At 69.0% G+C, this 15,066-nt stretch carries 9 protein-coding genes; 7 read left to right on the top strand and 2 right to left on the bottom strand.

Going from position 1 to position 15,066, the window contains the following annotated elements; translation table 11 throughout:
* Positions 1-272 precede the first annotated feature (272 nt).
* On the bottom strand, positions 273-1,193 hold the full coding sequence (locus tag AC1C2S_RS06000; RefSeq protein WP_495351618.1) for a formylglycine-generating enzyme family protein: 921 nt from the start codon (positions 1,191-1,193) through the stop codon (positions 273-275).
* A gap of 261 nt (positions 1,194-1,454) precedes the next feature.
* On the opposite strand from AC1C2S_RS06000, the gene AC1C2S_RS05995 reads away from it, so the two are divergent.
* The gene (locus AC1C2S_RS05995; protein ID WP_495351617.1) at positions 1,455-2,411 is read left to right on the top strand and encodes a putative endonuclease domain-containing protein; all 957 of its coding nucleotides are present in this window, start codon (positions 1,455-1,457) and stop codon (positions 2,409-2,411) included.
* Between the two features lie 80 nt (positions 2,412-2,491).
* On the opposite strand, the gene aspS is transcribed toward AC1C2S_RS05995, so the two are convergent.
* A complete protein-coding gene (gene aspS / locus AC1C2S_RS05990) occupies positions 2,492-3,850 on the bottom strand; it encodes an aspartate--tRNA(Asn) ligase (RefSeq protein WP_495351616.1) in 1,359 nt (452 codons plus the stop codon).
* 102 nt (positions 3,851-3,952) lie between these two features.
* Here aspS and AC1C2S_RS05985 point away from each other — a divergent pair, with 102 nt between their 5' ends.
* The 6 genes from AC1C2S_RS05985 to pulA all read left to right on the top strand — a co-directional run bounded on the left by AC1C2S_RS05985 (position 3,953) and on the right by pulA (position 15,046).
* The gene (locus AC1C2S_RS05985) at positions 3,953-4,597 is read left to right on the top strand and encodes a histidine phosphatase family protein (protein WP_495351615.1); all 645 of its coding nucleotides are present in this window, start codon (positions 3,953-3,955) and stop codon (positions 4,595-4,597) included.
* Complete coding sequence (locus AC1C2S_RS05980) at positions 4,597-5,190, top strand: TlpA family protein disulfide reductase (RefSeq protein WP_495351614.1); 594 nt, start codon at positions 4,597-4,599, stop codon at positions 5,188-5,190. Before AC1C2S_RS05985 ends, AC1C2S_RS05980 begins: the two co-directional genes overlap by 1 nt.
* Before the next feature lie 3 nt (positions 5,191-5,193).
* On the top strand, positions 5,194-5,946 hold the full coding sequence (locus AC1C2S_RS05975; protein WP_495351613.1) for a cytochrome c biogenesis CcdA family protein: 753 nt from the start codon (positions 5,194-5,196) through the stop codon (positions 5,944-5,946).
* A complete protein-coding gene (resB, locus tag AC1C2S_RS05970; RefSeq protein WP_495351612.1) occupies positions 5,930-7,690 on the top strand; it encodes a cytochrome c biogenesis protein ResB in 1,761 nt (586 codons plus the stop codon). Before AC1C2S_RS05975 ends, resB begins: the two co-directional genes overlap by 17 nt.
* A 57-nt stretch (positions 7,691-7,747) precedes the next feature.
* Positions 7,748-8,719, top strand: a complete 972-nt coding sequence (ccsB, locus tag AC1C2S_RS05965; RefSeq protein ID WP_495353203.1) for a c-type cytochrome biogenesis protein CcsB — start codon at positions 7,748-7,750, stop codon at positions 8,717-8,719.
* 270 nt (positions 8,720-8,989) lie between these two features.
* Complete coding sequence (gene pulA / locus AC1C2S_RS05960; RefSeq protein ID WP_495351611.1) at positions 8,990-15,046, top strand: pullulanase-type alpha-1,6-glucosidase; 6,057 nt, start codon at positions 8,990-8,992, stop codon at positions 15,044-15,046.
* Positions 15,047-15,066 lie beyond the last annotated feature (20 nt).

Raw genomic sequence — 15,066 nt, 5'->3', positions numbered from 1 at the left:
CATTCCCGTGCCCGCCCGCATGCCGGTCCGCCCGGATGACCGCCCGCATGCCCCTGCCCGCCGGCCCGCCTGCAAGTGTTGTCGCTGATTCGGTATGACAGTTCCCGGGCGTCTCAAGGGGTCAGCGCAACTCTGCTTTGCGGCGGGTTCGAGAGTGGCCGTTCGAGGGCTTCTCGCGGGGGCAAGCCCGCTCAGTTCGAAGGCGCAGCGGGTCCCCGTCATGGCTGGCTCAGCCTGCGTCGCGGGCGCAGCACGTCCCGGTGATGGCTGGCTCAGCCTGCGTCGCGGGCGCAGCGGAACCCGATGTGGGTCGTCGCCGTGTCGTCGGCCTGGGGCGAGCGGGCCGACGGGCGGTAGCGCAGGCAGTAGTCGGGCGAGCACAGGTGCGAGCCGCCCTTGAGCACCCGGCGCGGGATGCGGGAGCCGGGTTCGGCTGATGCCGCGGCGAGCAGGTTGGGGCGCCGTTCGGCGTCGACCGCCTCGACGCCGGGCCGGTTGTGGCGGGCGGTGTAGAAGTCGGTGGTCCATTCCCACACGTTGCCGGTCACATCGAAGAGGCCGTACCCGTTCGCCGGGAACGTCATCACGGGAGAGGTGCCCGCCCAGCCCTCGGCGCCGGTGTTGCGGTACGGGAACGAGCCCTGCCAGCGGTTGACCATGAGCTTGCCGTCGGGGAACTCCTCGTCGCCCCACGCGAACCGCGAACCCTCGAGTCCGCCGCGGGCGGCGAACTCGAACTCGGCCTCGGATGGCAGGCGCTTGCCGGCCCATTCCGCGTACGCCGAGGCATCCGCGAAGCTCACCTGCACGACCGGGTGGGCGGGCCGGTCGTCGACGGATGACTCGGAGCCGAACGGATGACGCCAGCTCGCGCCCTCACCCCACCGCCACCACTGCCGCCAGTCGCGCAGGTCGACCGGCCCATCGGTCGGCGTGAAGACGAGCCCCCCGGGCACGAGGTCGGCCGCGTCGACACCCGGGAAGTCGGCCGGGTCGAGCGGGCGCTCGGCGACCGTGACGTAGCCAGTGGCCTCGACGAACTCGGCGAACTGCCCGTTCGTGACGGGGTGCAGCTCGATCTCGAACGGGCCGACGGTGCGCTCGTGCACGGGACCCTCGTCGGCGTAGAACTCCGCGGAACCCATGCGGAACGTGCCGCCGTCGATGCGGACCATGGCTGTCGTCTCGACCATGCCCCGAGCCTACGACTCGCGTCGGCCCGGCGCCGAGCTGACTGCCTGGCACACGTCATGTCGCGTGAACTGACCGCATCTCGCGGGCGTGGGCGCAGTTCGTGCGACATCACTCGCGCGGGCGGTGGGCGGCGCGCCGACGCGGGGCGCGCCGACGGGCGGGGCGGGCGGGTGCGCCTCCACAGGCTGGGGGTGGGATGGGGTCCGCTCAGATTGGCGTGCACGCCGGGCCTGATGCGCGCACTCGGTCAGGCTGAGCGGATGCGAGCGTACACGCCACTGCCCGATGAGTTCACGTCTCGGGCGTTCACGATCTCCGAGGCGGTCGCCGCAGGCGTCGGCGCGGGCCGGCTCCGCGGCAGCGATCTCGCACGGCCATTCCACGGAGTTCGGGTGCAAGCCGACGCGATCAGCTTCGAAGCGCGATGCCGGGCGAAGCAGCTCATCATGCGGCCGGGGCAAGTGTTCAGCCACGCCACCGCATGTCGGCTCTTCGGCATCGTCGTGCCGGCGAGTCACGAGATCGATGCGGTGGATGTCGCCGACTTCGCGCCGAACCCGATTCCCCGGGCGCGCGGTGTGCGCGGTCATCGACTGCGTACCGGTGGTACGAGGACCGGCACGTGGCACGGATGGCGGATCGTCTCACCAGAAGACGCTTGGTGCCAGCTCGCTTCGACGGCGACCCCCCGCGATCTCGTCGTCGCCGGGGATTCCATGCTCCGTCGGCAACGCCCGATCTCGACAGTCGAGCGGATGCGGGCTGCGGTCATACGTCACGCAGGTCGCCGTGGTCACCGCGCACTGGCCGTGGCGATGCTGCGCGTACGCGCCGGAACGGATTCACCGGAAGAGACGAAGTTGCGACTCGACCTCATCGAGTACGGCCTGCCGGAACCGGTCGTCAACCTGCCGATCTTCGACGAGTCCGGTCGATTGTGTGCGATCGGTGACCTCGCCTACCCGGAGTACCGGGTGCTCGCCGAGTACGACGGGGAACAACACCGCACCGAAGACCGCCAATATTCGCGCGACGTCGATCGGCTCGACGACCTCGCTCGAATCGGTTGGCGCAACGTGCGCTTCACCAAACGCCATCGTGGTCGAGCCCGAAAACTGCGACTCGAGCGAGTACGCCAAGCCCTGATCGCGCGCGGTTGGACGCCCCCATCGCTGACCCTGCCACTGCCCCCATCCCGCCCGGCACCAAGCCCGTGAAGTCGCACGAATCGTCGTCGATGCGGTCACTTGCGAGCAGTTCGTGCGACATCAGCGGCTAGTTCGGGGGGGGGGGGGGGCTAGGGGAGGAGGCGCGTGGGGCCGCGGAAGAGGTAGGTCGTCTCGCGGATCGACTGCTCGCCGAGCATGAGCATCAGCACGCGCGCGAGGCCCATGCCGAAGCCGCCGTGCGGGGGCACGCCGTAGCGGAAGAAGTCGAGGTAGAACTCGAGCTCTTCAGGGTCCATGCCCTTGTCGAGGGCTTGGGCGGTGAGCACGTCGATGCGGTGTTCGCGCTGGGCGCCCGTCGAGATCTCGACGCCGTTGTAGATGAGGTCGTACGAGTTCGTGAGGCTCGGGTCGCCCTCGTGGCGCATGTGATAGAACGGCCGGATGCTCGAGGCGTAGTCGGTGAGGAACACGAAGTCGTGCCCGAACGCCTCTTTGACGTAGGCCGAGATCTGGCGCTCGCCCTCGGGGTCCATGTCGTCGTCGGCGCGGGGGATCACGTAGCCGCGGTCGGCCACGATCTGCTTCGCCTCGGCGAGCGGGATGCGCGGGAACGGCCGCGACGGCACCTGCAGCTCGATGCCGAAGAGCTCGGCGATCTCGGCGCCGTGCTTGGCGACGACGGCCTCGAAGCCCGCGACCATGAGCTCCTCATGCAGCGCCATGACGTCTTCGTGCGAGTCGATCCAGCTGATCTCGGTGTCGATCGAGGTGAACTCGGTCGCGTGCCGCGAGGTGAACGACGGGTCGGCGCGGAACGCGGGCCCGACCTCGAAGACGCCGCCGAAGCCGGCCGCCTGCGCCATCTGCTTGAAGAACTGGGGGCTCTGCGCGAGGTACGCCTTGGTCTCGAAGTACTCGACCTCGAAGAGCTCCGCACGGGACTCCGACGCCGAGGCCATGAGCTTCGGCGTGTGGATCTCGATGAGCCCCTTCTCGACCCACACGCCGCGCAACGCGTGCAGGAACGTCGTCTGGATGCGGAAGATGAGGGCCTGCTTGGGGTTGCGCAGGTCGAGGAAGCGCCAATCCATGCGCTTGTCGAGGCTCGAATCGGGCGCGATCGGCGTCTCGGGGTTGGCTTCGGTGACGACCTCGAGCGAGGCGATCTTCACCTCGAGGCCGCCGAGCTTGACGCGCTCGTCGTGCTTCAGCTCGCCCGTCACGGTGATGAACGAGCCATGCGAGAGCGCCGAGATGGCCTCGGTCGTCGCGAGGCGAGCGGATGCCGCGGACACTTCGGCAGGCTCGGTGAGCGAGGGGTCGACTTCCCGCGTCGCGGGGTTCACGAGCTGCACCGCACCGGTCTCGTCGCGAAGGATGACGAACTGCACCTTCTTCTGATCTCGCACGGTCTCGACCCATCCGGACACGGTGACGGGGCCGTCGGGGAGGGCGGCGAGATTCTTGACGAGGGTGCGGGTGCTCACGATCGACCATCCTACCTGTGGGGGTTTCAGGCGCCCGGCCGGGCAGCGGTCGGTGGATTCACTCGGCGGATTCAAAGGGAACGGCTCTCTAGACTGGAAGCCGTGCCGGCCGAGCAGATCCACCTCGTGCGCCATGGCGAGGTGTTCAACCCCCAGGGCGTGCTCTACGGTCGACTTCCCGGCTACGGCCTCTCCGATCTCGGTCGTCGCATGGCGCAGGCCGCCGCCGACGATCTCGTCGCACGCGATCGCCCGGTGCACGCCCTCGTCTCCTCGCCGCTGCAGCGCACACAGCAGTCGGCCGAACCCGTCGCCGCGGCGTTCGGCCTCGAACCGACGCTCGACGAGCGGGTGATCGAACCTGAGAACCGCTTCGAGGGTAAGCGCATGCACGGACCAGACGGCGCGCTCCGCGACATCCGCAATTGGCCGCTGCTCGTGAACCCGTGGGAGCCCAGCTGGGGCGAGCCGTTCCGTTCGATCGCCGACCGCATGCTCGCCGCGATCGGCGACGCCTGGCAGGCCGCCGACGGCGGAGACGTCGTGATCGTCAGCCACCAGCTGCCGATCTGGATGGTGCACCGACGGCTTGCCGGACTCTCGCTCTCGCACGACCCCCGTCGCCGACGCTGTGCGCTCTCGAGCATCACGTCGTTCGAGCGCCGCGGGGATCGCTTCGTCGAGGTCGGATACGCGGACCCCGCGGCGGGGCTCTCCGCCGAGGCCACGGATGTAGGAGCAGTGTGATGCGCAGGCGTTGGTCGATGACGGCGGTGGTCGTGGCGTCCGCGCTGCTGCTGACGGGGTGCACGAGCGATCCGCTCGCCGACCAGTTCCGCGAGGGCAGCGGCAAGAACTACATCGCGGGCGACGGCACGATCACGGTGTACGACGTCGACGGTCGGGGTGAGCCCATCGAGTTCAGCGGCGAGACCGTCGAGGGCGAGAGCTTCGACTCGGCGGATGCCGCGGGCAAGGTGCAGGTCGTCAACTTCTGGTACGCGGGCTGTGCGCCGTGCCGCGTCGAGGCGCCGATCCTGCAGGAGGTCTACGAAGGCGCCGACGCCGACGCGGTGAGCTTCGTCGGCGTGAACGTGCGCGATCAGCCCGCGAACGCGACATCCTTCGAGCAGGACCACGGCATCACCTACCCGTCGATCCTCGATGTCGGGAGCGGCACGGCGCAGCTCGCCTTCGCCGGCCGCGTGCCCCCGGCCGCAGTGCCCACCACGATCGTGCTCGACCAAGACGGCAAGGTCGCCGCGCGCGTGCTCGGCCAGCTGAAAGACGCCTCGATCCTCGAGACGATCATCGCCGACCTCCTCGCCGAGCAGGCCTAGCGCATGGGCGTGGGCGAGATCGTGCTCGACGGGCAGTTGCTCGCAGCAATGCCGATCGCACTCGCCGCGGGACTCGTCTCATTCCTCTCGCCGTGCGTGCTGCCGCTCGTTCCGGGCTACCTCGGCTACTTGGGCGGGTTCACGGACGCCTCGGCCGACGCCGCGACCGAGCGCAAGAACCGTCGCCGTCTCCTGCTCGGCGTGCTGCTCTTCGTCGCCGGGTTCACGGTGGTGTTCGTCAGCTTCAACCTCGTCGCGGGCGTCGCCGGCGCGTGGCTGCTGCAGTACTCCGACCTGATCGTGCGCGTCGCCGGGGTGCTGCTCATCGTCATGGGGCTCGTCTTCATCGGGCAGTTCACCTTCATGCAGCGCACGATCAAGCCCTCGTGGCGGCCCGCGACCGGGCTCGCCGGCGCCCCCTTGCTCGGCATCGTCTTCGGCCTCGGCTGGACCCCGTGCATCGGCCCGACGCTCGCCGTCGTGCTCGCGCTCAGCGCCGACTCGGCGTCGGCGGGCCGTGGCGTGCTGCTCGGTCTCGCGTACTGCATCGGTCTCGGCATCCCGTTCCTCCTCGTCGCAGCGGGCTTCGGCTGGGTCACGGGTTCGCTCTCCTTCCTCCGCCGCCACATCCGTGCGATCAACATCGCGGGCGGTGCGCTGCTGATCCTCATCGGCGTGCTCATGCTGTCGGGAATCTGGTCCATCTGGATGTACGAACTGCAGGCGGTGATCACGGGTTTTGTCCCCGCAATCTGACCCGGGTGCGCCCTCGCGGCCCGCCGACCACATCGACTCGGTCGAGCAGGATGCCGGCGAGGCATCCGTCGCCCAACCGAAGCTCGGCTTCGTGGGCTGGGTGCGCTTCGCCTGGCGGCAGCTCACGAGCATGCGCACCGCGCTGCTGCTCCTGCTGCTGCTCGCGATCGCCGCGGTGCCCGGCTCGCTCGTGCCGCAGCGCTCGAGCGATCCGAACGGCGTCACCCAGTACTTCAACGACAACCCGAGGCTCGCGCCGATCCTCGACGGCGTGCAGATGTTCGACGTGTACACCTCGGCATGGTTCTCGGCGATCTACCTGCTGCTCTTCGTCTCCCTCATCGGGTGCGTCATCCCGCGCACGAAGCACCACCTCGAGGCGCTGCGGGCACGACCGCCGCGCACGCCCGTGCGGTTGTCGCGGCTTGCGGGGTATACCGAGCGCGAGCTGTTGCCGGCCGGTCCGGATTCGGACGGGGCCACGAGCAGCGAGGCAGCGGATGCCGCGATCGACACCGCCGCGAAGCAGCTGCGCCAAGCCGGGTACCGCGTCGAGCGCTACGAGCTGCGCGGCGAGCCCTCGGTGTCGGCCGAGCGCGGGTACCTGCGCGAGACCGGCAACCTCATCTTCCACACGGCCCTGCTCGGCGTGCTCGTCGCCGTCGGGTTCGGCGGCGGATTCGGCTTCTCGGGCCAGCGCGTGATCGTCGAAGGGCAGACCTTCGTCAACACCCTCGCGGCGTTCGACTCGTTCAACCCCGGTCGCTTCTTCAATGACAACAGGCTGACGCCCTATCGGCTCTCGCTCGACAACCTCGATGCCGTGTACGAGACGCAGAACCAGAACGCGATCGGCCAGCCCATCGACTTCACCGCGCACGTCACCGTGCAGGGCCAGGGCGGCGAGGCCGAAGAGCGCACGGTGAAGGTCAACGAGCCGCTCTACACGCATGGCACCGACGTGTACCTGCTCGGCAACGGCTATGCACCCACGATCACGGTGAAGAACGCCGACGGCGAGGTCGTCTTCACCGACTCCGTGCCGTTCCTGCCGCAAGACGCGAACCTCACCTCGATCGGCGTCGTGAAGGTGCCCGACGGCATGCCTCAGCAACTCGGCATGGTCGGCTTCTTCTACCCGACGCAGAGCGAGCTCACCTCGGGTGCGTACACGTCGAGCTACCCCGACCTGATCCTGCCGGTGCTGACGCTCAACGTCTACGAGGGCGACCTCGGCATCGACGGTGGCACGCCGACCTCGGTGTACACACTCGACCCGTCGACCATGGATCAGCTGACCGGCGGCAAGACCGGCGTCGACTCGATCGAACTGAAGCCGGGCGAGACCGCTGAGCTGCCGAACGGCCTCGGTACGGTCACCTTCGAGGACTCGTCGCCCGATGCCGAGACTGCCGATGGCGCGGAAGCCGACTACTCGCAGAGCGTGCCGCGCTTCGCGAGCTTCGACATCCACCACGACCCGACGCAGATCTGGGTGCTCGTCTTCGCGTCGCTCATTCTCGGCGGCCTGCTCGTCTCCCTCTTCGTGCCCAGGCGGCGCATGTGGGTCAAGGCCGTGTCGAAGCCCGACGGACGGGTCGTGCTCGAGTACGCCGCGCTCGCCCGCGGCGAGGACCCGGGTCTCGAAGAGGCCGTCACGGCCTTCGCCGACAAGCACGCCGGGCACGCCGGCCCGGCCGAGGTCGAAGAATCGACCGATGCCCCCGAGAAGTCTTCGACGTAAGGTAGAACAGTGCAGTTGACGTTCGACGAGATCTCCATCCTCTGCGTGTACTCGGCCATGGTCGTGTACGCGATCGCGTTCATCGCGTTCTCGATCGACCTCGCGAAGCGCTCGGCAGCAGCCACGGCGGCAACGGATGCCGCAGCTCGCGTCGACGTGCACGAGACCGTCGCGGTCGGCGCCTCGGGCAACTCGCGCACCCCGGTCGCAGGCAAGCCCGCGACATCCGCTCGACCGGCTCAAGACGGTGCGGTCGCCTATGGCCGCTCGCCTGCGCTTCGCGTCGGCGTGGCGATGACGGTGCTCGCCTGGCTGCTGCACCTCACGGCCGATGTGCTGCGCGGCCTCGCCGCGGGCCGCGTGCCGTGGGCCAACATGTACGAGTTCGCGCTCACCGGCACACTCATCATCACCACCGTCTTCCTCGTCGTGCTCGTGATCTCCAAGCACGACCTGCGCTTCCTCGGCACGTTCATCACCGGACTGGTGCTCGTGCTGCTGGGCATCGCGGCGCTGAACTTCTACGTCAGCCCGATTCCGCTGCCGCCGGCGCTGCAGTCGGTATGGCTCGTCATCCACGTGTTCGTGGCGAGCACGTCGGTGGGCCTCTTCGCGCTCGGCTTCGCCCTCTCGGTCGTGCAGCTCATGCAGGCGCGTCGAGAGTCGCTCACCGCAACCGCGAAGGCCGCGAAGCTCACGTTCCTCGCGACGCTGCCCGATTCGGTCACGCTCGAGAACCTCGCGTACCGCATCAACATCATCGGCTTCATCCTCTGGACGTTCACGCTCATGGCCGGTTCCATCTGGGCCGAGAAGGCCTGGGGCCGGTATTGGGGCTGGGACACCAAAGAGGTGTGGACCTTCATCATCTGGGTGGTCTACGCCGGTTACATCCACGCGCGCGCGACGCGCGGGTGGCGCGGCTCCCGCTCGGCGTGGCTCGCGATCATCGGCTTCTCGACGGTGTTGTTCAACTTCACCATCGTGAACCTCTTCTTCAAGGGACTGCACGCCTACTCGGGCCTCTGAGCGGCGTCTCGCGCTCTGCGCGGCTCGCCGTGACGACGTTTTGGCGGGCAACGGCCTCTGCATACGGCCGTGACGCGGCAAAAGGTCGTGGCGCGGAGGGGGTCCGCGGCGGGTTCTGGCAACGCTTGCACGACGCATGACGCGGGCTTCGCTCGGGCGGCGTCGGTTCGCGGCATCCACGTTGTAAGCGCTTGCATTAACGCCCCGGCCGCTGCTACCGTCACCTGCAGGTCGGTGGCACGGAGTCGTGCCGGAAATCGGGAGTCAAGGATGACGCAACGCGCTCGCGCTCGCAGCTGGTTCGCCCTCGTGGTTGCGGGGGGCCTCGCGGCATCCGCTCTCTCGGTGATTCCGGGCCTCGCCGCCGCGGCCGCAGACGAGCCACGCACCTTCGCGCTCGTCGGCTCTCTGCAAGACGAGCTCGGATGTCCCGCCGACTGGGCCCCCGAGTGCGCCGAGACCGAGCTCACCGCGACCGGCACGCCCGGCGTCTTCGCGGCAGAGTTCACGATCCCCGCCGGTACGTGGGAGTACAAGGTCGCCGTCAACGACACGTGGGACGAGGCGTATGGCCTCAACGGCGGCGGCGACAACATCCCGCTCACGGTCGCGGGCGACACCCCGGTGCGAGTCGTGTTCGACGACACCCTGAAGCGCGTCGGCCTCGAGGCGACAGAGGCGACCCTGCGCGGCGCCTACGACGAGGCATCCGATGCCGCCCTCGTCGCCGACCCTGTGCGCCAGCCCGGCAGCGACGAGACCTTCTACTTCGTCATGACCGACCGCTTCGAGAACGGCGACACCTCGAACGACGAGGGCGGGCTCACGGGCGACGCGCTCACGACCGGCTACGACCCGACCCACAAGGGCTTCTACAACGGCGGCGACCTCGCGGGCCTGCGCGACCAGCTCGACTACATCGACGGTCTCGGTACGACGGCGATCTGGCTCACGCCGAGCTTCAAGAACCGCGCAGTGCAGGGCGAGGGCGCTGATGCGAGCGCCGGCTACCACGGCTACTGGATCACCGACTTCACCCAGATCGACCCCCACCTCGGCACGAACGCCGAGCTCGAGGCGCTCATCGGCGAGGCGCACGCCAAGGGCATCAAGGTCTACTTCGACATCATCACGAACCACACGGCCGACGTCATCGACTACGCCGAGGGCGAGCACGCCTACATCGACCAGGCGACGAGCCCCTACCTCGACGCCGGCGGCACCGCTTTCGACCCGGCCGACTTCGCCGATGCCGACACGGGCGCCGACTTCCCAGCCCTCGACGCGGCGACGAGCTTCCCGTACACACCGACCCTCACGCCCGAAGACGCAGAGCTCAAGGTGCCGGCCTGGCTCAACGACCCGACGCTGTACCACAACCGCGGCGACTCGACGTGGGAGGGCGAGTCGGTCACCTTCGGCGACTTCGTCGGCCTCGACGACCTCATGACCGAGCACCCCACCGTCGTGAACGGCTTCGTCGACGTCTACGAGCAGTGGATCGACCTCGGCATCGACGGCTTCCGCATCGACACCGCCAAGCACGTGAACTTCGAGTTCTGGGAGCAGTGGTCGACGCAGGTGCTCGACTACGCGCACACCGCCGGTAAGCCCGACTTCTTCATGTTCGGCGAGGTCTACGACGCCGACCCCGTGAAGCTCTCGCCCTACGTGCGCAAGACCGACATGAACTCGGTGCTCGACTTCACGTTCCAGTCGCAGGCCGTGGCATTCTCGGCCGGCAACTCGGCGAAGAACCTGCAGGCCCTCTTCGCGGGCGACGACTACTACACGACGCCCGACTCGTCGGCGACTGCGTTGCCGACCTTCCTCGGCAATCACGACATGGGGCGCATCGGCTACTTCCTGCAGTCGACGGATGCCCCGCTCGAGCGTGACGAGCTCGCCCACGAGCTGCTCTTCCTCACGCGCGGCCAGCCGGTCGTCTACTACGGCGACGAGCAGGGCTTCGCGGGCATCGGCGGCGACCAGAGCGCGCGGCAGACGCTGTTCCCGAGCCAGGTGGCCGAGTTCCAGAACCAGCCGCTCGTCACCGGTGAGACGTTCGGCACCGGTGAGCACTTCGGCACGGATGCCCCGCTCTACGAGCACATCGCCGCCCTCTCGGCGCTGCGCGCTGCGCACCCCGCCCTTTCGACCGGCGCCCAGATCGAGCGCTACGTCGACAACGGCGCCGGCGTCTACGCGTTCTCGCGCGTCGATCGGGCGGAGAAGACCGAGTACCTCGTGGCCGCGAACAACTCGAACGCGCCGAAGACCGCCGAAGTGCCCACGCTCACGAAGGACGGCGTGTTCTCGCCGCTCTACGGCACCGACGGCACGCCGATCGTGGCGAACGCCGAAGGCGTGGCATCTGTCACCGTGCCGGCGCTCGGCACCGTCGTGCTGCGGGCCGACCGTGCGGTGAGCGCGCCCGACGCGGCATCCGCCATCACTGTCTCGACGCCCGCTGCGGGCGCCGGCGTCACCGGAATCACCCCGGTTGCCGCCGACGTCGATGACGCCACCTGGCAGGAGACGAGCTTCGCCTGGCGGGTTGCCGGCGCGACGGGCGACGATGCCTGGCACGAGCTCGGCACTGCCGAAGACACGAGCCCCCGGGTCTTCCACGACACGGCCGGGCTCGCCGGCGGCACGCTCATCGAGTACCGCGCGGTGTCGACGGATGCCGCAGGCCACCGCTCGGCGGCGAGCACCTACGCGAGCGTCGGCAACGCCGTGAACCTCGCCTCCGAGGAGGAGCCCGAGCAGCCGATCGATCTCGTCACGGTGCCGGGTTCGCACAACTCCGAGATGGGCTGCGCCGGTGACTGGACGCCCGGCTGCGAGGTCGCGAAGCTCACGCTGCGCGCCGACGGCATCTACGCCGGCACCTTCGATGTCGCCGCCGGCGACTACGAGTACAAGGTCGCGATCAACGGCAGCTGGGACGTCAACTACGGTGCGAACGGCGAGCTGAACGGCGGCAACGTCAGCTACTCGCACCCGGGCGGCCCGATCACGTTCTTCTGGAACCCGAACACGAAGGTCGTCTCCTCGACCGCCGAGGGCCCCATCGTGACGCTGCCCGGCAGCTTCCAATCGGAGGTCGGATGCCCCGGCGACTGGCAGCCCGAGTGCCTCGCCTCACTCATGCAAGACGGCGATAAGGACGGCGTCTACACGTGGTCGACCTCGTCGATCCCCGACGGCGCGTACGAGACGAAGGTCGCGCACGGGCAGGGCTGGGACGAGAACTACGGCGTCGGCGGCGTGCCCGGGGGCCCGAACTACACGTTCACCGCGACCACGGGCAATCTCGTCGAGTTCCGCTACACGCTCGCAACGCACGTGCTCGAGATCGTCGTGACCGACCCGCCGCTCGCCGGCACGGGGGAGTCGCGCGCCCACTGGGTGAGCGAAGACACGCTCGCCTGGCCGGCCGAACTGCTCGGCGGAGCAGAGGCGACGGATGCCGCGTGGACGCTCGAGCACTCGCCCGACGCGTTGCTTGCAGTCGGCGACGGCGCTGTGACGGGCGGCGGCGAGCCGGTCGTACTCGAGCTCGACCCGAATGGGCTCGACGACGACCAGCTCGCCGCGTTTCCGGCGCTCGAGGGCTTCCTCGCGCTGCGTCCGGTCGGGCTCGACCGCGGCGAGGTGCAGGGGCTCGTCACCGAGCAGCTCGCGGTCGCGCAATCAACGGATGGCGAGCTGAGCGCCTTCACCGGCGTGCAGCTGCCGGGCGTGCTCGATGAGCTCTACGGCGACGCCGTGGCATCCGTGCCCCTCGGTGCCAGCTGGGAGGCAGGCCAGGCGACGCTCGCGCTGTGGGCGCCGACCGCGCGATCGGTCTCGGTCGAGCGGTGGGATGCCGGGGCATCCGGTGACGCCGAGGTGATCGCCGCTGAATTCAACGACGCCGACGGCACGTGGTCGGTGTCGGGTGAGGTCGCCTCGGGCGACGAGTACCGCTGGTCGGTCGAGGTGTACGCGCCGACGACGGGCGCGATCGAGACGAACTCGGTCACAGATCCGTACTCCGTGGCTCTCACGACGAACTCGGTGCGTTCGGTCGTCGTCGACCTCGACGACGAGTCGCTCCGGCCAGACCAGTGGGAGGAGACGCCCGCTCCGGTCGTCGAACGCCCGGTCGACCGTGCGATCTACGAACTGCACGTGCGCGACTTCTCGATCGGCGACGAGTCGGTGCCCGCCGAGGAGCGCGGCACGTACCGCGCCTTCACGCGGGACTCGGCCGGCACTCAGCAGCTCGCGCAGCTCGCCGAAGCAGGCATCAACACCGTGCACCTGCTGCCGACGTTCGACATCGCGACGATCGAGGAGAACCGCGCCGCACAGGCGACTCCCGCATGCGACCTGGCGAGTTTCGGCCCCGCGTCGGCCGAACAGCAGGCGTGTCTCGAATCGATCCGCGACCTCGACGGCTTCAACTGGGGCTACGACCCGTTCCACTTCCAGGCGCCCGAGGGCTCCTACGCGGTGGACCCCGACGGCGGCGCGCGCGTGAGCGAGTTCCGCGAGATGGTCGGAGCGTTGCACGCGACGGGCCTGCAGGTCGTGCTCGACGAAGTGTACAACCACACCGCGGCATCCGGGCAGGGCGAGAAGTCGGTGCTCGACCAGATCGTGCCCGGCTACTACCAGCGCCTGAACGCCGTCGGCAACGTCGAGACCTCGACGTGCTGCCAGAACATCGCCACCGAGCACGACGTCGCCCAGAAGCTCATGGTCGACTCCGTGGTGCTGTGGGCCGAGGAGTACAAGGTCGACGGGTTCCGCTTCGACCTCATGGGTCACCACTCGAAGGCGAATCTGCTCGCCGTGCGGGCCGCGCTCGACGAGCTCACCCTGGAGGAGGACGGCGTCGACGGCTCGGCGGTGTACCTCTACGGCGAGGGCTGGAACTTCGGCGAGGTCGCGAACAACGCCCTCTTCGAGCAGGCCACGCAGGGCCAGCTCGGCGGCACGGGCATCGGAACGTTCAACGACCGGCTGCGTGACGGCGTGCACGGCGGCAGCCCGGTCGACGGGGCGTCGACGTTCGAGCAGGGCTTCGGCACCGGCCTCGGCACCGATCCGAACGGGTCGCCGATCGACCCCGCCGATCGCACGCTCGGGCAGCAGACCGACCTCGTCAAGCTCGGACTCGCGGGCAACCTGCGCGGATTCGAGTTCACCGGGTCCGACGGCGTCGTGAAGCGCGGCGAGCAGTTCGACTACAACGGGTCGCCGGCCGGCTACGCCGACCAGCCCGACGAGGTCATCAACTACGTCGACGCCCACGACAACGAGACGCTCTACGACCTCTCGGTGTTCAAGCTGCCGGCCGACACCGTGATGGCCGATCGCGTGCGCATGAACACGCTGTCGCTCGCGACCGTGACGCTCTCGCAGTCACCCTCGTTCTGGCACGCCGGCACCGAGCTGCTGCGCTCGAAGTCACTCGACCGCAACAGCTACAACTCGGGCGACTGGTTCAACCGCATCGACTGGACCGGCCAGGAGTCGACGTTCGGCTCCGGACTGCCGCCTGCGGCCGACAACGAGGACAAGTGGCCCATCATGGCGCCGCTGCTCGCGAACCCGGCGCTCAAGCCGGGTGCGGCGGACATCGCGGCGGCCGAGGCATCCGCCCTCGACCTGTTGCGGGTGCGTGGCGAGGTCGACCTGCTGCAGCTCGGCTCGGCTGAGCTCATCGACGAGAAGGTGACCTTCCCGAACAGCGGGGCGGATGCCACGCCCGGCGTCATCGCGATGCAGATCGACGATCTCGTGGGTGACGACGTCGACCCCGAGCTCGACGGTGCGTTGGTCGTGTTCAATGCGTCGTCCGAGCCGGTCACCGAGACCATCGCCGGACTCGCCGGGCGCGACTTCGCGCTCGCCGAGGCGCAGGCGAACGGCGCCGACGCCGTCGTGAAGACGACGAGCTGGAACGCCGCGACCGGCGCGGTCACCGTGCCCGCTCGCAGTGTCGCCGTGCTCGTCGACGAGCAGGCGCCGCCGGCCGTCGCGACGTTCACCCTCGCGGCGCCGAACAAGCTGTTCGCGAAGGCCGGCTCGGCCGTGAAGCTGCAGGGCAAGGTGTTCGCCCTCGATGGCAGTGCTGCGGTCGGCACCGTGCGGGTGCTCGACGGTGGCAAGGTCATCGCCGAGGTTGAACTCACGGCCGCCGATCGCGGCCGCATCGACGTCAAGCTGCCGAAGCTGCCGCGCGGCTTGCACCTGGTGCGGGCCGAGTTCGACGGCGGCGAGGGGTTCGCCGACTCGCGCTCGTTCTCGGTGCCGCTGATCCTCTGGTGACCCGAGCTTCGTTGATCGAG

It is taken from the genome of Agromyces sp. Y782, from assembly GCF_059445405.1.
This window is presented reverse-complemented; position numbering and strand designations above follow the sequence as displayed.